22 protein-coding genes are annotated in these 23,864 nt (G+C 62.1%); 14 read left to right on the forward strand and 8 right to left on the reverse strand.

Features of this window, described 5'->3' with window-relative positions; translation table 11 throughout:
* The first annotated feature begins 186 nt into the window (after positions 1 to 186).
* Positions 187 to 1,320 (forward strand): YbfB/YjiJ family MFS transporter, encoded by a 1,134-nt coding sequence (locus tag RSO67_RS18630; RefSeq protein WP_315844298.1) that lies wholly within the window; start codon positions 187 to 189, stop codon positions 1,318 to 1,320.
* Here RSO67_RS18630 and RSO67_RS18635 read toward each other — a convergent pair.
* From RSO67_RS18635 to RSO67_RS18645, 3 genes are all read right to left on the reverse strand, one after another.
* Complete coding sequence (locus RSO67_RS18635) at positions 1,307 to 2,089, reverse strand: molybdopterin-dependent oxidoreductase (protein ID WP_315840051.1); 783 nt, start codon at positions 2,087 to 2,089, stop codon at positions 1,307 to 1,309. The two genes, RSO67_RS18630 and RSO67_RS18635, sit on opposite strands and share 14 nt — an antisense overlap.
* 10 nt (positions 2,090 to 2,099) lie before the next feature.
* Positions 2,100 to 2,735, reverse strand: coding sequence for a cytochrome b/b6 domain-containing protein (locus RSO67_RS18640; protein ID WP_315840052.1), 636 nt, complete (start codon positions 2,733 to 2,735; stop codon positions 2,100 to 2,102).
* Positions 2,736 to 2,990: 255 nt separating this feature from the next.
* Positions 2,991 to 3,578: a fasciclin domain-containing protein gene (locus RSO67_RS18645; RefSeq protein ID WP_315840053.1), complete on the reverse strand. Its 588-nt coding sequence runs from the start codon at positions 3,576 to 3,578 to the stop codon at positions 2,991 to 2,993.
* A 416-nt stretch (positions 3,579 to 3,994) separates the two neighbouring features.
* Between RSO67_RS18645 and RSO67_RS18650 the strand changes: the two genes are divergently transcribed.
* Positions 3,995 to 5,509, forward strand: coding sequence for a malonyl-CoA synthase (locus RSO67_RS18650; RefSeq protein ID WP_315840054.1), 1,515 nt, complete (start codon positions 3,995 to 3,997; stop codon positions 5,507 to 5,509).
* Positions 5,510 to 5,606: 97 nt separating this feature from the next.
* On the opposite strand, the gene RSO67_RS18655 is transcribed toward RSO67_RS18650, so the two are convergent.
* Together RSO67_RS18655 and RSO67_RS18660 are read right to left on the reverse strand one after the other, a co-directional pair.
* Positions 5,607 to 6,599 carry a cation diffusion facilitator family transporter gene (locus RSO67_RS18655; protein WP_315840055.1) on the reverse strand — a complete coding sequence of 331 codons (993 nt, stop codon included), beginning with the start codon at positions 6,597 to 6,599 and terminating at the stop codon, positions 5,607 to 5,609.
* Positions 6,600 to 6,696: 97 nt separating this feature from the next.
* A complete protein-coding gene (locus RSO67_RS18660; RefSeq protein WP_315840056.1) occupies positions 6,697 to 7,545 on the reverse strand; it encodes a sulfite exporter TauE/SafE family protein in 849 nt (282 codons plus the stop codon).
* Between the two features lie 246 nt (positions 7,546 to 7,791).
* Between RSO67_RS18660 and sdhC the strand changes: the two genes are divergently transcribed.
* From sdhC to RSO67_RS18705, 9 genes are all read left to right on the forward strand, one after another.
* Positions 7,792 to 8,190, forward strand: a complete 399-nt coding sequence (gene sdhC, locus RSO67_RS18665; RefSeq protein WP_068737900.1) for a succinate dehydrogenase, cytochrome b556 subunit — start codon at positions 7,792 to 7,794, stop codon at positions 8,188 to 8,190.
* On the forward strand, positions 8,187 to 8,588 hold the full coding sequence (gene sdhD, locus RSO67_RS18670; protein ID WP_068737898.1) for a succinate dehydrogenase, hydrophobic membrane anchor protein: 402 nt from the start codon (positions 8,187 to 8,189) through the stop codon (positions 8,586 to 8,588). The genes sdhC and sdhD overlap by 4 nt, the downstream gene beginning before the upstream one ends.
* A gap of 3 nt (positions 8,589 to 8,591) precedes the next feature.
* Positions 8,592 to 10,430, forward strand: coding sequence for a succinate dehydrogenase flavoprotein subunit (gene sdhA / locus RSO67_RS18675; protein ID WP_315840057.1), 1,839 nt, complete (start codon positions 8,592 to 8,594; stop codon positions 10,428 to 10,430).
* 24 nt (positions 10,431 to 10,454) lie between these two features.
* On the forward strand, positions 10,455 to 11,237 hold the full coding sequence (locus tag RSO67_RS18680; RefSeq protein WP_068737894.1) for a succinate dehydrogenase iron-sulfur subunit: 783 nt from the start codon (positions 10,455 to 10,457) through the stop codon (positions 11,235 to 11,237).
* 205 nt (positions 11,238 to 11,442) lie between these two features.
* Positions 11,443 to 12,459, forward strand: a complete 1,017-nt coding sequence (locus RSO67_RS18685) for an ABC transporter substrate-binding protein (RefSeq protein ID WP_315840058.1) — start codon at positions 11,443 to 11,445, stop codon at positions 12,457 to 12,459.
* 30 nt (positions 12,460 to 12,489) lie between these two features.
* Positions 12,490 to 13,278, forward strand: coding sequence for an ABC transporter ATP-binding protein (locus RSO67_RS18690; protein ID WP_315840059.1), 789 nt, complete (start codon positions 12,490 to 12,492; stop codon positions 13,276 to 13,278).
* Positions 13,275 to 14,048 (forward strand): ABC transporter permease, encoded by a 774-nt coding sequence (locus RSO67_RS18695; protein WP_093757930.1) that lies wholly within the window; start codon positions 13,275 to 13,277, stop codon positions 14,046 to 14,048. Before RSO67_RS18690 ends, RSO67_RS18695 begins: the two co-directional genes overlap by 4 nt.
* 99 nt (positions 14,049 to 14,147) lie before the next feature.
* Positions 14,148 to 16,277, forward strand: a complete 2,130-nt coding sequence (locus RSO67_RS18700) for an ATP-binding protein (RefSeq protein ID WP_315840060.1) — start codon at positions 14,148 to 14,150, stop codon at positions 16,275 to 16,277.
* 51 nt (positions 16,278 to 16,328) lie between these two features.
* Positions 16,329 to 18,308: an ABC transporter ATP-binding protein/permease gene (locus tag RSO67_RS18705; protein WP_315840061.1), complete on the forward strand. Its 1,980-nt coding sequence runs from the start codon at positions 16,329 to 16,331 to the stop codon at positions 18,306 to 18,308.
* 37 nt (positions 18,309 to 18,345) lie between these two features.
* Here the strand turns inward: RSO67_RS18705 and RSO67_RS18710 are convergent, their stop codons facing one another.
* The gene (locus tag RSO67_RS18710; RefSeq protein ID WP_315840062.1) at positions 18,346 to 18,732 is read right to left on the reverse strand and encodes an MAPEG family protein; all 387 of its coding nucleotides are present in this window, start codon (positions 18,730 to 18,732) and stop codon (positions 18,346 to 18,348) included.
* A 147-nt stretch (positions 18,733 to 18,879) separates the two neighbouring features.
* Between RSO67_RS18710 and RSO67_RS18715 the strand changes: the two genes are divergently transcribed.
* Positions 18,880 to 19,365 carry a pyridoxamine 5'-phosphate oxidase family protein gene (locus tag RSO67_RS18715; protein WP_315840063.1) on the forward strand — a complete coding sequence of 162 codons (486 nt, stop codon included), beginning with the start codon at positions 18,880 to 18,882 and terminating at the stop codon, positions 19,363 to 19,365.
* Positions 19,366 to 19,605 carry a hypothetical protein gene (locus tag RSO67_RS18720; protein WP_068737881.1) on the forward strand — a complete coding sequence of 80 codons (240 nt, stop codon included), beginning with the start codon at positions 19,366 to 19,368 and terminating at the stop codon, positions 19,603 to 19,605.
* A 196-nt stretch (positions 19,606 to 19,801) separates the two neighbouring features.
* On the opposite strand, the gene RSO67_RS18725 is transcribed toward RSO67_RS18720, so the two are convergent.
* Positions 19,802 to 20,455, reverse strand: coding sequence for a hypothetical protein (locus RSO67_RS18725; RefSeq protein WP_315840064.1), 654 nt, complete (start codon positions 20,453 to 20,455; stop codon positions 19,802 to 19,804).
* A 310-nt stretch (positions 20,456 to 20,765) separates the two neighbouring features.
* Between RSO67_RS18725 and RSO67_RS18730 the strand changes: the two genes are divergently transcribed.
* Entirely contained in the window at positions 20,766 to 21,845 is a 1,080-nt protein-coding gene (locus RSO67_RS18730) for an OmpA family protein (protein ID WP_315840065.1), read from the forward strand.
* 276 nt (positions 21,846 to 22,121) lie between these two features.
* Here the strand turns inward: RSO67_RS18730 and RSO67_RS18735 are convergent, their stop codons facing one another.
* Positions 22,122 to 23,834, reverse strand: coding sequence for an alkaline phosphatase (locus tag RSO67_RS18735; RefSeq protein ID WP_315844299.1), 1,713 nt, complete (start codon positions 23,832 to 23,834; stop codon positions 22,122 to 22,124).
* Positions 23,835 to 23,864 lie beyond the last annotated feature (30 nt).

Consider the following 23,864-nt stretch of genomic DNA (forward strand, 5'->3'; position numbering starts at 1 on the left):
TTTCCTTCTCTGAACGCTGAATTTCGGGCGAGTGCTAAGCCGTCATTGCTGCATTGGCAAGACAGCCTTGCTGCAAGCGTCGATTGCAGCCGGCGCAAAACCTGCGACAGTGACGCCCAGCCGGAGTAGCCAGTGACGTCATCCACCCCTTCGTTTTCGCGCCGTGATCCGGCTGTGCTGATCCTCATGCTGTCGCTCGCGCCCGCCATCGGGCTCGGCATCGGGCGCTTCGTCTATTCGCTTGTATTGCCGGATATGCGCGACAGCTTGCAGTGGTCCTATTCGGCCGCGGGCTTCATGAATACCGTCAACGCGGCCGGCTATCTGCTCGGCGCACTCGCGGCAGCAGGTCTCGGCAAACGGTATGGTCTGTTCGCGGTGATCCAGATCGGCACGGCGGCCTGCATTGCGTCGCTATTGCTTTGTGGCATCACGGCGGATTTCACGCTGCTCAGCATCGCCCGTTTCGTCACCGGATTTGGCGCGGCCATCTCGTTTGTGGCAGGCGGCGCGCTGGCGGCGACCATCGGTCTCGCGCATCCGGAGCGTTCGTCCTATCTGCTCAGCCTGTTCTATGCCGGGCCGGGAATGGGCATTCTGGTGTCCGGCCTGATCGCCCCTTTTGTGCTGCAAGGCTTTGGCGCAGGCTCCTGGTGGATCGTCTGGCTGGTGATCGGCCTCGTCTCGGTGGTGATGGGCCTGCCGTTGCTGCGGCGTTTGGTCGATGCGGCGGAAGGCACGTCCACTGAGGCCGCGCCATCCGTCGCGATCCGCCCGATGTGGATTTACCTCATTGCCTATTTCATGTTTGGCGCCGGCTACATCGCCTACATGACCTTCATGATTGCCTATGTACGCGATGGCGGCGGCAGCGCGGTGGCCCAGAGTGCATTCTGGTGTCTGATCGGCGTCAGCTCATTCGCGTCGCCATGGCTGTGGCGTGGCGTGCTGGCGCGTGGCCAGAGCGGCCGCGCCATGGCAATCATTCTCGGCACCAATGCGGTGGGCGCAGCGATGCCGCTGCTCGGCCATTCGCCTGTGGTGCTCGGCATCTCTGCCGCCATTTTCGGCGTTGCATTCTTCGCGGTGGTTGCGGCGACCACAGCCTTTGTGCGTTTCAACTATCCTCGCCCGGCATGGTCGAAGGCCATTGCAGCGGTGACGATCGTGTTCGGTATCGGCCAGACTCTGGGTCCGATCGCGGTGGGTGCCATTTCGGACGCGACCGGCAGTCTCACATCCGCTCTTGTGGTCTCAGCGGCGACGCTGGTGCTCGGTGCGGCGCTGGCGATGTTCCAGAAGCCGATCAGCTCCCGCTGAAATCGTTATAGCCTTGATCTTCCCAATAGCCGCCCTTGTAGTCGTTGGTGACTTCCATCGCGACGACGTATTTCGGATTCTTGAAGCCGAGTTTGGTCGGCACGCGGATCTTCATCGGGAAACCATAGGCCCGGGGCAGAAGCTGATTGTCGAACTTGAAGGTCATCTGCGTCTGCGCATGCATGGCCGTGGGCATATCGAGCGAGCTCGTATAGTCCTCGGCGCAGCGGAAATGGACCCACTTCGCGTTGGTGTCCGCGCCGACCAATTTCAGGAAGTCACGCAGCGGCGTGCCCTGCCAGGAGCCGATGGCGCTCCAGCCTTCCACGCAGATATGACGGGTGATCTGCGACACTTCCGGCAGCTTATGCAGTTCGTCCAGTGTCCATGACTTCTTGTCCTGCACAAGGCCGGAGACTTCGAGCTTCCACTCCTTGCCGTCCACATTCGGCGCGTCGTCCTCGGCATAGAACGCATTGAACGGGAACGGACGCTTGATGTCCTTCTCGGAGTAGGTTGGCGCCAGCGTATTCGGATTGAAGATCCTGGCCTGCACCATGTCGTTGAACTTGGACATGTGTGTCAGCAGGTTCTCGGCCGAGAGACTGTCGCTGACGTCGCAGCCGGTGAGCAGCGTTAACGCGCCGAAGCTTGCACCCGACGCGATGAAGCGGCGGCGCGACAGGTCTGGCATCAATTTCGTGGCGTCCTTGACGAGGAGATTCTTGTCGACGCCGGGAATGATGAGGGAGCGGAGTTTCCTGATCATAGTCGTGTCCTCAGCGTCCGATAATCATTGCACGCAGACTCTTCGGCACGATCAGGGCCAAAGCGACGTGGATGACGAGGAAGCCGACGATGGCCGCCATCATGAAGAAATGCACATAGCGGGCGGTGTCGTAGCCGCCGAACAGCGCGGTAAGATATTGCAACTGGACGGGCTTCCAGATTGCGAGTCCCGACAGGACGATCAGAATGCCGACCACGATAATTCCGGTATAGAGCAGCTTCTGCACCTGATTGTAGGTTGAGAGATCAGCGTGCGAAAGCTTGCCGGTCAGCGCAGCCTTGGTGTCGTCGAGTACACCTTTCGCTGAGATCGGCAGCAGCTTCTTGCGGAAGCGTCCGGTGACCATGCCGAGGGTGAGATAGACGAGGCCGTTGATCACCAGCAGCCACATGGCGGCGAGGTGCCACATGATGCCGCCGCCGAGCCAACCACCCAGCGTAATGGATGATGAGAATGTGAAATTGAACAGCGGCGAGGCGTTGTAGATCTGCCAGCCCGACATGATCATCAGCACGATCGCGAGGGCGTTGATCCAATGCACGACGCGCACCCAGGCCGGCTGGATGACTTTGGTATTCGTAACCTGGGTTGCGGCGCGGTCGCCGGCGGCTGTGATGACCGACATAGGCATATCCTGGGCTGAGCAGCGGTTCGATGGTGCTCGGTGACGCGAGTTATTACCAGCTATACGGCATAACCGATCGTTCGTTACGGGGGCTCTTATAACAACCCCGCTCGGGTCGGCTCAAACCGATCACAAAAAAGCGAGCCGGGTTGCCCCGGCTCGCTCCTTTTGCGCCCCTCGGTATCCTTCGGGGACGCGCGCGCATCCGGTGGGGACAAGTCAGGATGCGCGAACTTGTTGCGCAGAAGCCGGAGATCAGGCTTTCGGCATCAGGACAGTATCGATGACGTGAATCACGCCGTTCGACTGGTTGACGTCGGCGATGGTCACGGTTGAGGAGCCGCCCTTGGCGTCGACGATCATAACCTTGCCGCCAGAAGCCTTCACGGTCAGCTCTTCGCCTTCCACGGTCTTCAGCTTCTGGCCGTCCTTGAGGTCGGCGGCATTCAGTTTGCCGGGGACCACATGGTAGGTCAGAATCTTGGTCAGGGTCGCCTTGCTCTCAGGCTTCACCAGCGTGTCGACGGTACCGGCCGGCAGTTTGCCGAAGGCGGCGTTCGTCGGTGCGAACACCGTGAAGGGGCCCTTGCCGGAGAGCGTATCGACCAGGCCGGCGGCCTTTACGGCGGCGACCAGCGTGGTGTGATCCTTCGAGTTGACGGCGTTCTCGACGATGTTCTTCGAGGGATACATCGGCGCGCCGCCGACCATGACGGTCTTCTCGCCCGACATTTCGCTCTTCATCATCTTCTTGTCTTCGGCCTGTGCGGGGGCAAGCACGGCGCCAGTGATGGCGAGGGTGCTGAATGCGACGGCCGACAGAAGTGCAATGCGCTTGGACATGGATCGTCTCCCGAGTGATGTAAGTGACCAGCGATCTCGCTGGTGCGATGATTGGGTATCGACCGCGGCAATCCCTTGGAGTTTCGATTGCGCCGTCGATGCCCGAGTTACGCGAAGCATCGGGGGCCAGTTTCAGTCTATATTTTTTGTCACCGCTGAAACTTTTGCGGGTGCATTTCGTTCGCGCGAGGCAATCAATAACGAGTTCGATGCATCGCGTTTGATACAATCATGAGCGGAAGTCGCGACGAGATGACGCGACTTGAGGGGCTGATCCACCGGATATGGCGGTCCAGCCGCCTGCAGGATGCGTTGCCTAGATATGGCCATTCTTGCTAAGGAACGGGACAAATTGACGCGATCGTTGGGCTAGCTGCACCGGTCGCTCCCGCACTCCTGCACCGCGTGACCTTGCCATGAACGCCAACCTGTTTTCTCGCCTGTTCGACAAACTCGACGATACCTCGCGTCTCGCGATCGAGACGCCCGAGGGCAAGCACATCAGCTATGGCGATCTGATCGCGCTGGCGGGCCAGATGGCGAATGTTCTGGTGGCCCGTGGCGTCAAGCCAGGTGACCGTGTGGCGGCGCAGACCGAGAAGTCAGTGCCCGGTCTGGTGCTGTATCTGGCGACCGTGCGCGCCGGCGCGATCTATCTACCGCTCAACACGGCCTATACGCTCAACGAGCTCGATTACTTCATTACCGACGCCGAACCCTCGCTGGTGGTGTGCGATCCCTCCAAGGCTGAAGGCTTCGCCACCATTGCGGCCAAGGTTGGCGCGAAGGTCGAGACGCTTGGCGCGGACGGCAAGGGGTCGCTGACCGATGCGGCAGCGAAGGAAAAGCCGGACTTCCAGACAGTCGAGCGCAAGAACGAGGATCTCGCCGCGATCCTCTATACGTCAGGCACCACCGGTCGCTCCAAGGGGGCGATGCTGAGCCACGACAATCTGGCCTCAAACTCGCTGAGCCTTGTCGAATACTGGCGTTTCACCAAAGACGACGTGCTGATCCACGCGCTGCCGATCTACCACACGCATGGTCTGTTCGTGGCGAGCAATGTGACGCTGTTTGCGCGCGCGTCAATGATCTTCCTGCCCAAGCTCGATCCGGAACTCATCGTCAAGCTGATGGCGCGCGCCACCGTGCTGATGGGCGTGCCGACCTTCTATACGCGCCTGCTGCAGTCGCCGAACCTGACGAAAGAGACTTGCAGCCACATGCGGCTGTTCATCTCGGGGTCTGCGCCGCTGCTGGCGGACACCCATCGCGAATGGTTCGCGCGCACCGGCCATGCCGTGCTGGAGCGCTACGGCATGACCGAAACCAACATGAACACGTCGAACCCTTATGACGGCGAGCGGGTACCCGGTGCGGTTGGCTTCCCGCTGCCCGGCGTCTCCGTGCGCGTCACCGATCCCGAGACGGCCAAAGAGCTCGCGCGTGACACCATCGGCATGATCGAGGTGAAGGGCCCGAACGTGTTCCAGGGCTATTGGCGGATGCCGGAAAAGACCAAGGCGGAATTCCGCGACGACGGCTTCTTCATCACTGGCGACCTCGGCAAGATCGACGCCAAAGGCTATGTGCATATTCTCGGCCGCGGCAAGGATCTGGTGATCTCCGGCGGCTTCAACGTCTATCCGAAGGAAATCGAGACCGAGATCGACGCCATGCCCGGCGTGATCGAAAGCGCCGTGATCGGCGTGCCGCATGCAGATTTCGGCGAGGGCGTCACCGCGGTGGTCGTGAGCGACAAGAAGACCTCGATCGACGAGGCCTCCGTGCTCAAGGCGCTGGATGGCCAGATCGCCAAGTTCAAGATGCCGAAGCGCGTGATCTTCGTCGACGATCTGCCGCGCAACACCATGGGCAAGGTGCAGAAGAACGTGCTGCGCGATAGCTACAAGGATATCTACGCGAAGTAAGTCTTCGTACGGTCCATCGAGCCAAACTCCGCCGCACCCTTCCCCCTAGAAGCTTCGTTTCGCGTGGGGAGAGGTGAAGCAAGTGCGTGGCCATACCCTAGATCACATGCTCCGGCGCGAGCGCGCAGGCTGAATTCGGATCCATCTCGATCTGGATCGTCGCGTGCTCGATGCCGAAGTCGCGCTTCAGGCGCGCGGCGACTTCCATCAGATAGGCATCGCCGGGCGGGCCTGACGGGATCACCATGTGACAAGTCAGCGCCACTTCGGTGGTGCTCATGGGCCAGATATGCAGGTCGTGCACCTGCGCGACGCCGGGGCATTTCTCCAGATAGGTACGGACTGCAGCAGGATCGATGCTGCGCGGGACGGCGGCGAGCGACATCGCAGTGGAGTCCCGCAAGAGGCTCCAGGTGCCCCAGACGATCAGCGCACAGATGACGAGGCTGGTCAGGGCGTCGATCCACAGCCAGCCGGTGAACATGATGACGATCGCGGCAATGACCACGCCAACCGAGACCGCAGCGTCAGCGACCATATGCAGATAGGCGCCACGAATGTTGAGGTCGCTGTTGCGGCCCGAGGCAAACAGCCAGGCGGTCACGCCGTTGATGACGATGCCGATAGTGGCGACGATCATCACGGTGATCTCGGCTACCGGTCCGGGATTGAACAGTCTTAGCACGCCTTCCCAGGCGATGGCCCCGACGGCAACCAGCAGGAACACTGCGTTGAAGAGCGCCGCGAGAATTGAAGAACCGCGCAAGCCATAGGTGAAGCGCGGCGTGGGCGCGCGCTTTGACAGCACAGCCGCGGTCCATGCCGCGATCAGCCCGAGTACATCCGAGAGATTGTGTCCGGCATCGGCCACCAGCGCCATCGAGCCGCTGGCATAGCCGTAAATCGCCTCGATGACGACGAAGACGGTATTGAGGCTGATGCCGATGGCGAAGGCCATGCCGAAACTCGCGGGCGCATGCACATGCCCGCCGGGGCCGTGCGCATGGCCGTGATCGCCTTGCGCGTGGCTGTGGCCCGCACGGTCGCGTGTGTGACCGTGGTCGTCATGATCGTGATGTGAATGCGCCATCGATGTTCCGTCGCGTGGTCTGACGGCATCCATAGCAAGTTATGATTTGGATACTATTACGGTGACCGATGCCCGTCGGCCGCCCCGATTTACGGGGTCATATTAGAGCGATGACAAATCGGCTGCCGACGATGAATAGATAAATTCCAAACGCCATTTCCAGCGCGCGCTTCGACATCGCATGCGCCGCCTTCACACCAAGCGGTGCAATCAGCAGGCTGGTCGGCATCACCAGCAGCGCGCCGATCAGCGAGACGTAGCCGACAGCGAACGGCAGCTGCAGCGCTGCGACCTCGGGGAAGCGCGCGGCGGCCGGCCAGCCGGCATAGATGTAGCCGATGGCGCCGGGGATTGAGATCAGCACGGCGAGGGCCGATGAGGTCGCCACCGCCTGATGGATTGGGCGGCCGTAAAAGGTCATCAGTAGGTTCGAGAACAATCCACCGCCGATGCCCATCAGCGTGGAGAGCAGACCGACGAAGAAGCCGTAAATCTTCATCAGCGGGCCGTCGGGCAGATCGTCACCGAGCTTCCAGCCGTCGCGTGCGAGCAACAGCCGTGCCGCTGCGGACCAGGCGACGGCCACGAAAACGATCTTGAACAGCCGCTCCGGGGCATAACGCGCTGTGACGCTGCCGATGACGACGCCGATCAGGATCGGCCACCACCACTTCCGCAGGATCTCCATATCGACGGCGCCGCGGGCCATATGGGCACGGAAGGACCGGATCGAGGTCGGGATGATAATGGCCAGCGAGGTGCCGATACAGAGCGGCATCCGTACTTCCAGAGGCACTCCGGCGATGCGGAAACACTCGTAAAATACGGGGACCAGGATGGCGCCCCCGCCGATCCCGAAGACACCTGCCAGGAAACCGGCAAGTGCGCCGACGGCAATAAGAAGCGCCGCGAGTTCGACAATCTCCGTTACATTGAGCCCAGCCATTCCCGCCCCGATTGCCATTTGCTATCGCATCATGAAGTTCTCATGAATCGCGCTTCACCAAGGCTGTCAGCAACAAGCCCGGCAACTGTCAATACCCGCAAATGCAAGGCTCATTTGAAGCTCTGAACGATTGTTCGGAGTATGTCATTTCGCGATTGCACTGGTTGTTTTGAGTTCGTAAATAGAATTGCTCTACGCGATCCCCAATCGGGCACCGTCTGCCCATTAACCTGTCAAAGTTGCTAAATGACCGCTCGGATCGAACGACCCCTTTCGCCGCATCTGCAAGTGTACCGCTGGACCCTGACGATGGCGCTGTCCATCGTGCATCGCGCTACCGGCGTCGCCTTGTACTTCGGCACTTTGCTTCTTGTCTGGTGGCTGATCGCCGCTGCGTCCGGCCCAGCCGCCTATGCCCATGTGCAGGCCTTCACCGGCAGCATCATCGGTCGCCTGATCGCATTCGGCTACACCTGGGCGCTGATCCATCATGCCATGAGCGGCATCCGCCATCTGGTCTGGGATCTTGGCTACGGATTCAAGCCATCCGAGCGTGAATGGCTCACCTGGGCCGCATTGATCGGCGGCATCGGCATCACCATCCTGCTCTGGATCATTGCATACGCGATCGGAGGCGGGCGATGAGCGGTTCCAACTCGCCCAAGTCGGTGCGTACGCCGCTCGGTCGCGTTCGCGGTCTCGGCTCCTCGCATTCCGGCACCTCGGACTTCTGGCGTCAGCGCCTGACCGCCGTGGCCATGCTGCTGCTGATGATCCCTGTGATCTTCATCGTGATGTCGGTTTTCAGAAGCAATCAGGCCGGCGTTGCGCAGGTCCTCGGTTCGCCGATCGTGGCTATCGTCATGCTGCTCTTCATCGTTGCCAGCATCTGGCACATGAAGATCGGCATGCAGGTCGTGATCGAAGACTATGTCCATGACGAGAAGATCAAGCTGATCTCGATCATCGGCAACAATTTCTTCTCTGCCGCCGTGGCGCTGGCATCGATCTACGCCATCCTTAAACTTTCATCCGGAGTGTAGCGCATGGCCGTCAACGGCACTGGCGCGAACGGCGTTGGCGGCCCCGCCACCAACGGCCACGCCTATCCCATCGAAGATCACACCTATGACGTCGTTGTCGTTGGCGCCGGCGGCGCCGGCCTGCGCGCGACCGTCGGCTGCGGCGAAGCTGGCCTGCGCACCGCCTGCATCACCAAGGTGTTTCCGACCCGCTCGCACACTGTTGCGGCGCAGGGCGGCATCTCCGCCTCGCTCGGCAACATGCACGAGGACAACTGGCGCTGGCACATGTACGACACCGTGAAGGGGTCGGACTGGCTCGGCGATCAGGACTCGATCGAATATATGGTGCGCAACGCGCCCGACGCCGTTTACGAGCTCGAACACTGGGGCGTGCCGTTCTCGCGCACCGAAGACGGCAAGATCTATCAGCGCCCGTTCGGCGGCATGACCATGGACTACGGCAAGGGCCAGGCCCAGCGCACCTGCGCCGCTGCCGACCGGACCGGTCACGCCATGCTGCACACGATGTACGGCCAGGCGCTACGCCACTCGGCCGAGTTCTTCATCGAATACTTCGCCATCGATCTGATCATGGACGATCAGAACGTCTGCCGCGGCGTCATTGCGCTCAAGCTCGACGACGGCACGCTGCATCGCTTCAAGGCGCAGACCGTCATTCTCGCCACCGGCGGCTATGGCCGCGCCTATGCTTCCTGCACCTCGGCACATACCTGCACCGGTGACGGCGGTGCCATGGCGCTGCGTGCCGGCCTGCCGCTGCAGGACATGGAATTCGTTCAATTCCATCCGACCGGCATCTACGGTTCGGGTTGTCTCGTCACCGAAGGTGCACGCGGTGAAGGCGGCTATCTCGTTAATTCCGAAGGTGAGCGCTTCATGGAGCGCTACGCACCGTCGGCCAAGGATCTCGCCTCGCGCGACGTCGTTTCGCGCGCGATGACCATCGAAATCCGCGAAGGCCGCGGCGTCGGCAAGAAGAAGGATCACATCTTCCTTCATCTCGACCATCTCGATCCAAAGGTGCTGGCGGAACGTCTGCCGGGCATCTCCGACTCGGCGCGCATCTTCGCCGGCGTCGATGTCACCAAGGAGCCGATCCCGATCGTTCCGACGGTGCACTACAATATGGGCGGCATCCCGACCAACTATCACGGCGAAGTCGTCACCAAGAAGGATGGCGACGACAATGCGGTGGTGCAGGGCCTGATGGCCGTGGGCGAAGCCGCCTGCGTGTCGGTGCACGGCGCCAACCGTCTCGGCTCCAACTCGCTGATCGATCTCGTGGTGTTCGGCCGCGCGGCCGCGCTGCGCTGCGCCGAGAAGCTGACGCCGAATGCCAAGCAGCCAGACCTGCCGAAGGACTCGGCCGACCGCGCGCTCGGCCGTCTCGATCACTATCGCTATTCGAAGGGCGGCACGCCGACCGCGAAGATGCGCGAGAACATGCAGCACGTCATGCAGACCAACTGCGCCGTGTTCCGTACCGGCGAAGTGCTGGACGAGGGCAAGACCTTGATTCACAAGGTCTATAGTGGCATCGGCGACATCGCCGTGTCCGACCGGTCGCTGGTTTGGAATTCGGATCTCATCGAGACCCTCGAATACGACAACCTGATCGTTCAGGCGATCGTCACCATGGACTCGGCGGCGAATCGCACCGAGAGCCGCGGCGCGCATGCGCGTGAGGATTTCGCGGATCGCGACGACAAGAACTGGATGAAGCACACGCTGGCGTGGATCGATCAGGGTGGCAAAACCACCATCGATTATCGCCCGGTGCACGACTACACGATGACCAACGACGTTCAGTACATCGTGCCCAAAGCGCGCGTGTACTAATGATGACAGCGAAGGCTTGAGAGAATGGCTGAGTTCGCACTTCCGAAGAATTCCAAGATCACCGGCGGCAAGGAATGGCCGAAGCCGGCCGGTGCCACGCAGACGCGCGAATTCCGCGTCTATCGCTGGAATCCGGATGACGGCAAGAACCCGTCGGTCGACACCTATCACATCGACACCAACGACTGCGGTCCGATGGTTCTCGATGGTCTGATCTGGATCAAGAACAACATCGATCCGACGCTGACCTTCCGGCGCTCTTGCCGTGAGGGCGTCTGCGGTTCCTGCGCCATGAACATCGATGGCCAGAACACGCTGGCCTGCACCCGTGCGATGGACGAAGTCGACGACGGCGCCATCAAGGTCAATCCGCTGCCGCATCAGCCTGTCGTGAAGGACCTCGTGCCGGATCTGACCAACTTCTACGCCCAGTATGCGTCGATCGAGCCTTGGCTGAAGACCACCACGCCGACCCCGCAGAAGGAATGGAAGCAGAGCCACTCCGACCGCGAGAAGCTCGATGGTCTCTACGAGTGTATCCTGTGCGCCTGCTGCTCGACCTCGTGCCCGAGTTACTGGTGGAACAGCGACCGCTTCCTCGGTCCGGCTGCCCTCCTTCAGGCCACCCGCTGGGTCAAGGACTCCCGCGACGAAGCCACCGGTGAACGCCTCGACAATCTCGAGGATCCGTTCCGGCTTTATCGCTGCCACACCATCATGAACTGCGCCAAGGCGTGCCCGAAGGGTCTCAACCCCTCCGAAGCCATCGCCGAGCTGAAGATGAAGATGGTCGAACGTCAGGTCTGACGTTCCGCTGACCGGATCTTCCGATCAGAACACCGGCCTGCCCAAGCAGGCCGGTGTTCTTTTTTTGCTCATGATTTAAGCATACTGCCTCCTCGAGCCCGATTCCTCGGAGTTACGGCGCTATTTCTCGTTGAAAAGGGGACTCGCCAAGGTTGGCACGGGCTGTGCTAGCCTGTGCCTGATAATTGATCAGGGGGAGTTTTTCATGTTTCGTCAGCTGGGTTTGAGCGTCATGGCGGGTGCAGCGCTGCTGGCGTCTGCGCTATCTGCGAGCGCCGATACCGATGTCAAATTCGCGCTCGACTGGAAATTCGAAGGTCCGTCCGCACCCTATTTCGTTGCGCTCGACAAGGGCTACTACAAGGCCGAAGGCCTCAACGTGACCATCGACTCCGGTCCGGGCTCGGTCGCCGGCATTGCCCGCGTCGCGGCGGGCACCTATCCGATCGGCTTCTTCGACATCAATTCGCTGGCGCGCTTCCGCGACCAGAATCCGGACAAGGACGTCAAGGGCGTCCTCATGGTCTATGACAAGCCGCCCTTCTCGATTGTCAGCATCGCGAAGTCGGGCATCAATGGACCGAAGGACCTCGAAGGCAAGATCCTCGGCGCACCGGCGCCGGACGGTGCCTTCGCGCAGTGGAAGGCCTTCGTCAAAGAGAACAAGATCGACGACAGCAAGGTGAAGATCGAGAATGTCGGCTTCCCGGTGCGCGAGCCGATGCTCGCCGACGGCAAGGTCGATGCGATCACCGGCTTCTCGTTCTCGTCCTACTTCAACCTGATGTCCAAGGGCATCGCCGAGAAGGACATCAAGGTGATGCTGATGTCGGATTACGGCATCGTGCTCTATGGCAATGCCATCATGGTGAACCCCGAATTCGCCAAGGCCAATCCGAAACTCGTGGCCGGCTTCGTGCGCGCGACCGTCAAGGGCATCATCGACACCATCAAGGACCCCGACACGGCCATCAAGTCGGTGATGAAGCGTAACGAGACCGCTGACGAGAAGATCGAACTCGCCCGCCTCAAGATGTCGCTGAAGGACAACTTCGTGACGCCGTGGGTGAAGGCCAATGGCGTCGGCGGCATCGACGAGAAGCGCATGACGGATGCCATCGAGCAGATCGCCGTGACCTACGAGTTCAAGAATCCGAAGCCGAAGGCGGGGGATCTGTTCACGTCGGAGTATCTGCCCCCGGCCGACGCACGCAAGTTCTAAGCGGCACGACAGAAGGTCAGGTCGCCGCGCATGGAAGCGTTCGTAGATATCGACGGCGTCACGCTCAAATACCGTGGCGCCTCGGGTGACATTGTCGCGCTCCAGGATGCGACGCTCAAAGTCCAGCGCGGCGAATTCGCCGCGGTGGTCGGTCCCTCCGGCTGCGGCAAGTCCACCTTGATGCGGCTCGTCACCGGCCTGCACAAGCCGACGGCTGGCACCATCGCCATCGACGGTAAACAAGTGACGGGACCGGTGAAGATGGCCGGCATGGCGTTCCAGAACGCCAATATGCTGCCGTGGCGCAAGGTCATCGACAATGTCCTGCTGCCGTTGGAAATCGTTGAGCCACATCGCTCGCAGTTCCGATCGAAGAAGGCCGAGTTCCGCGCCAAGGCCGAGCAGTTGCTGGCCACGGTCGGTCTCGCCGGCTTCGGTGACCGCTATCCCTGGGAATTGTCCGGCGGCATGCAACAGCGCGTCTCGCTGTGTCGTTCGCTGATCCATGAGCCCGCGCTGCTGATGCTCGATGAACCATTCGCCGCCCTCGATGCGTTTACGCGCGAGGAACTGTGGTGCGTGTTGCGCGATCTGTGGCAGCGGCTAGGCTTCACGGTGATACTGGTAACGCACGATCTGCGCGAAGCGGCGTTCCTTGCTGATAATATCTATGTCATGAGTGCGCGCCCCGGCCACATCGTCCAGGTCAAGCCGGTAGATTTCCCGCGCCCGCGCGATCTGCAAGTTACGTATGAGAAGGAATTCGGCGACATCGTGATGGAGCTGCGCATGAAGATCGCACAGGTGCGCCAGTCATGAACCCGCGGACACTCGAAAAGCTCTCGCCCTGGCTCTTCACCATTGCCATTTTCCTGGTCTGGGAGCTGGCCTGCATCGTCTTCAAGGTCAACACGTCGGTATTGCAGCCGCCGTCAGCCGCCTTTGCGGCGATGTTCAAACTCTGGCGGGTGTTTCTCTATCACTCCTGGGTCACGCTCTGGGTGACCATGGTCGGATTTGCCCTGGCCGTGGGCTTCGGCATCATTCTCGGCCTCGTGGTGGGGTGGTCGCGGGCGATCTATCGCGGGCTCTATCCGGTGATGATCGGCTTCAACACGATCCCGAAGGTCGCCATTGTGCCGCTGCTGATCCTGTGGTTCGGCATCGGCGAAGTGCCGGCGATCGTCACCGCCTTCCTGATTTCGTTCTTTCCGATTGTGGTCAATATCGCCACCGGTCTGGCGACAACCGAGCCGGAACTCGAGGATGTGTTGCGGGCACTCGGCGCCGGCAAGCTCGACATCATGCTCAAGGTCGGCATTCCGCGTGCGCTGCCATATTTCTTCGGCTCGCTGAAGATCGCCATCACGCTGGCTTTCGTCGGCACGGTGGTATCGGAGACGCTCGGCGCCAATGCCGGGCTCGGCTACCTGATTGCGCTGGAGGGCGCCAGCTTCCGCATGGCGAATGTCTACGCCGCCTTGCTGCTGCTCGCCTTCGAAGGCGTGCTCATGTACGCGGTGTTCGCGGGGATCGAGCAGCATTTCACCAAATGGGCCTTCCGGTCGCAAATGAGCGCGGCCGGCTAACGCCACAGGACTTCCTCCCGGCCACGGTGGGTTCCCGCCCGCGGAGCGGTTGGTGAGACACCGCCCTTGCGCTAGACTGCAGGGAGTCGGGCAGGTGCTGTGAAGACCGAACACCAAAATTCGTTGAGAACGCTGCAATGGATGATGGCCGCTTCGCTGGCGCTTCCGCTTGCACTGTTTCTGTTCGCGGCGGCGACGTCGTGGGTGTCGACGCGCGAGATCGCCGACCGAGAGATCGAGCGCGCGCTCGATGTGGCGCACGAACACGCTTTAAAGGTGTTCGAGACGATCGACCGCAGCCTGTCCGAAATGAACGAGATCGTACGCGGCAAATCCGACGACGAGCTGCGTGCGCAATCGGACCAGATGGCGGGCCGGCTAAAGCAGCTCACCGATGCGTTGCCGCAGTTGAAGTCGGTCTGGGTGTTCGACAATAAAGGCCGCGCGCTGGTCAATAGTCTGGATCTGACGCTGCCGGATCTCGATTTCTCTGATCGCGATTACTACAGGATCCATATCGCAGGTGATGCCGGCACGTTCATCGGTCAATCGTTGTTGCCGCGCCCGCCCTATCAGGGCGCGCCGTTCTTTGGCGTGAGCCGTAGGCGGGTCTCGGCCGATGGCAGCTTCACCGGTGTGGTGCAGGCCTCTGTCTTTCCGGAATATTTTGATCGTTTCTATGCGCGCATCGGCCACGATGCCGGGAGCTTCTTTGCGCTTGGTCTCACCGATGGTTCGATCCTGGCACGTTATCCGCAGCTCGACCGTGAGGTGCGGCTCGACCCCAAGGGGCCCGTGGGCCGCACATTGTCGGCCCATCCTGTTGGAGGATTGGTCACGCTTGTCTCGCCCGGCGACAATGTCGAGCGCCGTATCGGCTATCAGCAGCTCGCCGGCTATCCGGTCTATGTCGCGGCAGGTCTTGAAACTTCAGCGATCCGTGCGCGCTGGCTGCGCAACATCAGCTATCATCTGATCTTCGGTGTTCCTGCGACGGCATTGCTATTCCTATTACTGGTATTCGCGATCCGTCGCACCCGCCGGCTCAATTTCGAAGCGATGAAGCGGCGCGAGGCTGAAGAAGCGCTGAAACATGGCCAGCGGCTGGAAGCGCTCGGGCAGTTAACCGGCGGCGTTGCGCATGACTTCAACAATCTGCTCACCGTGATCCGTTCGTCAGTCGATTTGCTGCAACGGCCCGATCTCTCGCCGGATCGTCGTGCACGCTACATTGCGGCGATCTCCGAAACAGTAAATCGCGCCGCCAAGCTGACGGCGCAATTGCTGGCTTTTGCGCGGCGCCAGGCGCTGAAGCCTGAAGTGTTCGATGTCGGCCAATGCGTGCATTCGGTGAGCGAGATTATCGGCACGCTGACGGGGGCACCCATCGAAATTATGACCCATGTGCCCGATGAGGCGTTGTTCGTGGATGCTGATATCGGTCAGTTCGAAACCGCGTTGATCAACATCGCGGTTAACGCGCGCGATGCCATGGCGGGCGAGGGTCGGCTGACGATCGCTGTCAGCGCGGCAGAGCAAATCCCTGTTGCGCTCGCCCTGAGGTCTGACGGCTATGTGGCGATCTCAGTATCCGACACCGGCGCCGGTATTCCTGCCGATCAGTTCGAGCACATCTTCGAGCCATTCTATACGACCAAGGAGGTCGGGCAGGGCACTGGCCTCGGACTTTCGCAGGTGTTTGGCTTTGCCAAACAATCCGGCGGTGAGGTCATGGTCGCCAGCGAAGTCGGCAAGGGCAGCACTTTCACGCTCTATCTGCCGCGCGTCTCCGGCGATAGCATCGCGCCGGCGCTGTCGGCAAGCGAAGCGCCCGTTGTCGATGGCCACGGCATGTCGGTCCTGGTGGTGGAAGACAATCGCGACGTCGGCATTTTTGCGACTGATGTGTTGCGCGAGCTTGGCTACACCACCGTGCTGCGGCCGAACGCTCAGGAAGCGCTCGCCGAACTCGCCCGCCACGCCACGCACTACGACGTGGTATTCTCGGATGTGGTGATGCCTGGGATGACCGGCATCGAACTGGCGCAGGAGATTCGAAAACTCTACTCGGACTTGCCGGTGGTGCTGACCTCCGGCTACAGCCATGTCCTTGCGCAAAACGGCACCTTCGGGTTCGAGCTGTTGCATAAACCTTACTCGGTCGAGCAATTGTCGCGTGTACTCAGCAAGGCCGGCACCTGGCGCAAGGCCCGGCGCGAGGCCGTTTGAGCCGCTCGAGAACCTGAGGGAACCTTCTGATTTCCTTGGCGTTATCGCGCCATGAACACGCAGTCCGTTAACGAATCCAAGCCCGCACCTGCATCCGATGCGTCCGATGTGAAGGGGCCGATCGTCGGCGTCATTGGCGAAGACGGCAAGCATATCGAGCCGCCGCCGCCCGAAGTGGTGGAGCCCGATCCGGATCTGACGCCGGAAGAGGCCGAGCAGGCGCGTAAGGACTATCTGCTGACCCGGTTCTGGATCAGCGCGCGGGGCTTCTGGGGCAAGTCGGGCGACAGACTCGCCTGGATGTTCTCGATCGGGCTCGTGCTGTTGATCGTTGGCAATGTCGCGTTTCAATACGGCATCAATGTCTGGAATCGCGCGATCTTCGATGCCATCGAGAAGCGTGATGCGGCCAGCGTGTTTCATCTCACCGGTGTGTTTTTTCCGCTGGCGATCGGCAGTGTGTTGCTCGGCGTCGCGCAGGTCTATGGCCGTATGGGCATCCAGCGTCGCTGGCGCGCATGGCTGACCAATTCTGTGGTGTCGCGCTGGCTCACCAACGGTCGCTACTATCAGCTCAATCTTGTCGGTGGCGATCACCAGAATCCCGAATATCGAATCGCCGAGGATCTGCGCATCGCGACCGACTCGCCGGTCGATTTCGTCTCCGGCGTCATTGCCGCGTTTCTCTCCGCCACCACCTTCATCGTTGTGTTGTGGACGATCGGCGGTGCGCTGACGCTGACGGTCGGCGGCAGCGTCATCACCATTCCCGGCTTCCTCGTCATTGCCGCGATCATCTATGCCGCCATCGCATCCGGTTCGATCATGGTGATCGGCCGCCGTTTCGTTCAGATCTCCGAAGACAAGAACCAGGCCGAGGCCGAGTATCGTTATGCGCTCACCCGCGTGCGCGAGAACGGCGAGAGTATCGCGCTGCTCGGCGGCGAAGAGGAAGAGCGCGACGGGATCGACAAGACCTTCGGCAATGTCCTCAGGCAATGGGCGCGTCTCGCCGGACAGCATATGCGTACCACGTTGGTGTCGCAGGGCTCGAGCCTGATCGCGCCCGTCGTGCCGCTGCTGCTGTGCGCGCCAAAATTTCTTGACGGCAGCATGTCGCTCGGTCAGGTGATGCAGGCGGCGTCTGCGTTCACCATCGTGCAAAGCGCATTCGGCTGGCTGGTCGACAACTATCCGCGCCTTGCCGACTGGAACGCCTGCGCGCGCCGCATCGCCTCACTGATGATGTCGCTGGATGGCCTCGAACGCGCCGAGCTTGGTGACGGTATCGGCCGTATCAAGCGCGGCGAAACGACGGATGAGACGATGCTGAGCCTGCATGATCTCTCCGTGACGCTCGACGACGGCACTGCCGTCGTCGGCGACGCCGAAGTGAAGATCGAGCCTGGTGAACGTCTGCTTGTCGCGGGCGAGTCCGGCACCGGCAAAAGCACGCTGGTGCGCGCCATTGCGGGCCTGTGGCCATGGGGTGGTGGCAGCGTCAATTTCCATCCCGACCGGCGGCTCTTCATGCTGCCGCAGAAGCCCTATGTGCCGTCAGGCACCTTGCGCCGCGCAGCCGCCTATCCCGCGGCGTCGGAGGACTGGACCGTCGAGCAGATCGGCGAGGCCCTCGACAAGGTCGGGCTCGGTCATCTCAAGGAGAAGATCGAGGAGGATGCGCCGTGGGACCAGACGCTGTCCGGCGGCGAGAAGCAGCGTCTCGCTTTCGCGCGGCTGTTTTTGCACCGCCCTGATATCATTGTGCTGGACGAAGCGACCTCGGCGCTGGACGCGAAGAGCCAGGACAAGATGATGGAGCTGCTCACCAAGGAGCTGCCCAACGCCACGGTGGTATCTGTCGCGCATCGAGTCGAGCTTGAAGCCTTCCACAGCCGCAAGATCGTGCTGGAGCGCCGCAAGGGCGGCGCCAAGCTGGTCAGCGACATCGATCTCATCCCGCGTAAGGGTAAGCGCCGTCTGCTCGGCCGCTTCCTGCGCCATCGCAAGCCGGCCAGGAGCGCGGCGTGACACCATGCGCTATGAGGCGCTTGCTGCGTGTTTCGACTTAGAAGAAGTTGATCTTCAGCGCCGGCGACAGGAAGATCGCGATATTGGCGAAGAGGCCGCCGGCATAGGCGGCGGAGCGCAGCGACGATTTATCCGCGATGTACAGCAGCGCGTGCGCAATCCGAAACGCGAGATAGAGGGCGGCCAGCACGCTCACGGTCGTCGCCGATGCGCCAAAGTTCAGTGCTGCGACGACCGAAACGGCGTAGAACGGGAAGCTCTCGAAGGCATTCTGATGCGCGGCATAGGCGCGGCGCTTGGCGCCTGAAAGGTTCTCGGCGCTGTCGCGTGGTGCGCTGTTATCGCGCGATCCCGCTTTGGCATAACTAATAATAATCAGCGGTAGCAGTGCAGCAATCAAAATGCTCCAATAGGCGAACGGCATCGAATCCCCCAGATGAAATAGTATGGCCAAACTGCGTCTTGATGAGCGGTTCCTGTTCCGCTGTCAAACTCGCCTTCATCCGGCCCGTTGTCGCGGAACATCGTATCGATCGAGCCGTTGTCAGTTCGACCCCAAGGGAGACAGATGATGGCCAATGACAATACCCGCGATATCGAGCGTGCCTGGGAATTGATGAAGAAGATCGGCTTTGCCATGCTGGTGACGCATGATGGCGACAAGCTGCGAGCGCGCCCGATGGCTGCCTACGTGGATCGCGAAGCCGATGCGGTCTACTTCCTCAGCGATGTGCGCAGACACAAGGATGATGAGATCAAGCGCAATCCGAACGTGAATCTTTCTTTCGCAGATGCGAGCGATCAGAAGTATGTGTCGGTGAGCGGCACGGCTGCCGTCTCGAACGATCGCGCCAAGATCAAGGAGCTGTTCACCACCTCCGCAAAGGCGTGGTGGGACAGCGCTCAAGATCCGAATATTCGCGTGCTGAAGTTCACGCCTGACGATGCCGAATTCTGGGACTCGCCGGGCACTGTGATCAGCTATGTGAAGATGGCCGCTGCGGCTGTGACTGGTACGCGTCCGGACATCGGCACCAACCGTAAGGTCGCAATCTAGATGCCTAAAGACGATTCACCCGGCATCGATCCCGTCGAGGATCCGCCGATCAAGCCCGGTCAACCCTCCGAACCGCCGCAGGAGAGCCCGCCGGGCAATCCGCGGCCCGAGGTACCGCCGCCGGTGCGCGACCCCGGTGAGCCGTCGCGACCCGAAGAGCTACCTGGAGATGTGCCTGATGAGATGCCGGTTCCAAATCCTGATATCAATCCGGGTCAACGGCCGCCTGCAGTGATGTAGCGAACTACAGATCGATGGCCTGAACGCGCAATGAACAAAGCGCGTTTAGGCCATTGTCGTGTCGAAAATAAAAACGAATTTGCATTTGCCTGTCGCCACATTCCGGCCCAATGCATATCAGTTGATCAATGTGCCGATTTGTTCGGCCGACAAAAATCAGTTTGTTGAAGATCTTTATCCGGGGGCCCAAGGTCTATCATGACAAAACTTCGTCTCGTATTACTGGCCACGACGACGCTCGGCGTTGCGCATATCGCAGCGACCGCTGCTTATGCGTCGAATGTCGATGCGCCGATCGTGCTCGCGCAGGCCGCACCTTCTGCGCCTGAAGGTGAGCCCAAGGCTCCCCCGAAGGCACCACCCAAGGCTCCGCCAGCTGCTGCGCCTCCCGCCGCTGCGCCGCCGGCCGCACGCCCTGCGGCGCCGCCGCCGCCACCACCGGCTCCCCCTGCTGCGCGTCCCGCGCCTCCGGCACCTCCTGCTGCGCCGCCGCCTGCGGCTGCACCTCCGCGCCCGGCACCCCCGCCACCCCCGCCACCTGCGGCCGCTCCGCCGCCGCGCCCAACTCCGCCGCCGGCTCCCGTCGCGCCTCCGGCCCCGCGTGCCGCACCTCCAGCGCCCACCGTTGCGCCTGTAGCTCCGTCCGCGCCAACGCCGCCCGCTGCGCGTCCCGAACGTCGCGAGCCCGGCGAAGGACGTCCTGAGCGCCGTGAACCCGGTGCAACGCCGCCGGCCGGCGCACGTCCCGCGCCTGCAACGCCACCAGCCGCGGCGCCAGCGACACCGCCTGCAGCAACTCCGCCTGCCGCGCGGCAGGCTCCTGCTGCTGCGCCGCCACCGGCTCCAACACCGGCGACGCCGCCAGCGGCTGCGACTCCCCTGCGGCAACGCCTCCTGCTGCAGCACCGGCGCCGTCGGCAGCTCCGGCTGCATCTGGCACACCGCCTGCTGCGGGTGCGCCTCCGTCTGGTCGCCCCGGTGGCCCTGATGGGCGTGGTCCTGACGGACGAGGTTCGGATGGCCGCCGTGGTCCTCCTGGTGGTCCGGGCGCAGGCGCGCCCGGTGCACCCGGCACGCCGCCCAACGCTGCTGCGCCCGGTGTCGCGCCGAACGCTACGGCACCCGCCGCTGCGCCGCCCACGAGCACTGCTGCACCTCTCGTGGTTGCCCCCGGTGGCGGCAACATCAAGGTCGTGCAGCCGCCCGCACCGACCGTGACGGCACCGATCCCTCAGGCGCCGCCGCCGGCAGCGGCGCTGACGCCGATCGCACCAGGCGCTGCCCCCCAAGGGCCGCGCAACATGGGCGATTTCCGCGGCCAGCGCAGCGAGCGCCAGGAAGGCGGTCGCACGATCATCACCGAGCCTGGACGCATCATCGTGCAGGATCCGAGCGGTCAGTCGTTCATCCGCCACAACGAGGTCGATCGCTTCCGCTACGGCGCGCGTGACATCCGTACGGATCGGGTCGGCGGCGAGGACCGGACCATCGTGATCCGTCCCGACGGTTCGCAGATCATCACGGTGGTCGGCCGCGACGGCCAGCTGCTGCGACGTATCCGCAGGGATCGTGAGGGACGCGAGATCATCATCATCGATAACTCGTTCCGCGGTCCGCGTGGCCCCGGCGGTCCGGGTGGACTCGGCTTCTATGTCGATCTGCCGCCGCCGATGATCCGGATTCCGCAGAACCGTTACATCGTCGATTACGATCAGGCCTCGCCCGATCTGGTCTACGACACGCTGATCGCGCCTCCGGTGGATCGCATCGAGCGCCGCTATACGCTCGATGAAATCCGCTACAGCCCGATGGTGCGCCAGCGCATGCCGTCGATCGATCTGGACTCGATCAACTTCGAGCTAGGCTCGTGGGATATCCCGCCGGATCAGGCCTCGAAGCTGCAGGTGATCGCGGATGGTCTGAACCGGGCGATCTCGCGCAACCCGCGCGCGGTGTTCCTGATCGAGGGACACACCGATGCGGTTGGCTCCGATGTCGACAATCTGTCGCTGTCGGATCGCCGCGCGCAGTCGGCGGCTGAATTGCTCACCCAGCAATTCCAGGTGCCGGCAGAAAACCTGACGTCGCAGGGTTATGGCGAGCAGTATCTAAAGATCCAGACCGACGGTCCGGAGCGTCAGAACCGCCGCGTCACGATCCGCAATATCACGCCGCTGCTCAATGGCGGTCAGGCGTCGCTGCCCCCGCCGCCTCCGGGCACGGCACCGCCGCGTCGCTGAGGCGAGTAGAAAATGAAAGTGGCCGGGAGCAGTCCCGGCCATTTTTGTTTTCGTTGATTGTTGAAGCGCTGTCGTTGCGGTCTCCCTCGCCCAAGCGGCGCAGCCGCGCAGCGGGGAGGGTCGGCCGATAGGCCGGGGGGGCTCTCCCACGGAAGGACGGAGTGTGTGGCAGCATCCCACCCGTCACGATGCTCGCTGAACGCTCGCAGTCGTGCCACCCTCCCCGCGCGGCGTGGCTACGCCACGCTAGGGGGAGGGATAAGCGGAGCTCCGCTACTACTTCGTCGCCAGTCCCAACGCATCCACCATCACGCGAAACACGTCCGTATTGTCCATCGAGCCCTTCACACGGTCGCTGCCGGGGCCGATGGCGGTGAGGATTACGTCCTCGCCGGAATGCACGCTGGCGCCCATCATGGCCGGCAGGTTGCCGAGCCGCAGCATGCTGCCGGGCGCATTCTTGTATTTCTCGTTGGCCTTGAAAGTGCCGGGCTCGTCGCCTTTCTCGGTCGGATCGTTCGGGTTGTCGAGCTTCGGCCGCAGCGTCTCGTAGTGATCGGGAAGGCTCGCCGACATGATCGCAAGCCTCCGGCTGACATCGACGCGCGATGGATAGCCTTCGGCATCCGGCGCGGGATAGTTCGGGAAGCCGGCCTTCTCATAGACGCCAAGCCGTTCGCGCAGCAGCAGGTTTGACTCCTTGCTCATGTCGTCATTGACGGTGCCGACGAGACTGTTGGGGTGGTTGTGGTCGGAGACGACAAGGATCAGCGTATCGTCGCCGCGCTTGGCTGCCCAGTCGCGGGCCAGCTTAACGGCATTGTCGAGCATGATGACGTCATAGACGGCGCGGTCCATGTCGAGCAGATGGGCGTATTTGTCGATCAGGCCGGACTCGACCATCAGGAAGAAGCCGTTGTCGTTGCGCGACAGGATCTTGAGCGCGCCATGCACCTGTTCGGTCAAATCAGGCTGCTGCGGAAATTTCTTCACGCCGCCGCCGCCGAGAAACTTGCGATCCAGCACGCCGTCCATATTGCCAGGCGTGAAAAGTCCAAGCAGTTTGCGCGTCTCCGGCTTCTTGGCGAGGCCGTTCAATTCGGGCGCGGTGGTCGCAACCGAATAACCGGCCTCGCGGAAGCGCGCGACATAGTCGACGTCATCCTTGCGCTTCGATGTCGCGGCCGCCTGCGGCAGGAAATTCGCTGCGCCGCCGCCCATCAATACGTCCGGCTTGGCCGCAAGGAACTGCGCAACGATCTCGTCATAGGCCGCGCGGCGGCGGGTATGCGCGATCATCGCGGCGGGCGTCGCGTCCTCGACCTCGGTATTGGTGACGATGCCGATTGCCAGATCGAGCTTGCGCTTCGCGAGGCTGGTGATGGTTTCGACCTGCGGGTCGTCGAATACATTCGCCGTGCGATCCGCGTAGACGCCCATCGCATTGGTCGCGGTCTTGTGGCCGGTGGCATAGGCGCTGGCCGAATTCGCGGAATCGGTGATGATGGAGTCGGAGCCCGCCGTTGCTACCATCGCCATATGCGGCATGTCGTCCATGGCGAGCTTGCCGCGGCTCTTGCCTTCGGAAATGCCCTTCGACAGCAAGCGTGCGCCGACGCGATGCGCCAGCGACATGCCGTCGCCGATGAACAGGATCACGTTCTTCGCCTTGCGCGGACCAGTGTCGTAGACGTTCCACGTCACCGCGCGGCTGCGCATGCCGTCGCTGACTTCGATCTTGTAAGTCCCGGCTCTATCGAGCGTCACGTCGCGCAGCAGCAGCGCGGACTGATCCTTGCCGTCTTCCTTCGCGATGTAATCAGCGGATTTGCCGAACGCTGCGGTCTGATCGGCGCCGTTGATCGTCACCTTGATGTCGGCGGCCTGAACGAGTTCGGGAAACTCGACCTTGAAGTCGAATTTCGCGCCCGCGAGGATATCAGCGCGGTCGAGCGGATAGATGGTCTGGGCGCAGAGGGGGGCGCTCATGAAAAAGGCCGCGAACGCGGCCAGTGAAAC

The organism is Tardiphaga sp. 709 (assembly GCF_032401055.1).
Lineage (GTDB): Bacteria > Pseudomonadota > Alphaproteobacteria > Rhizobiales > Xanthobacteraceae > Tardiphaga.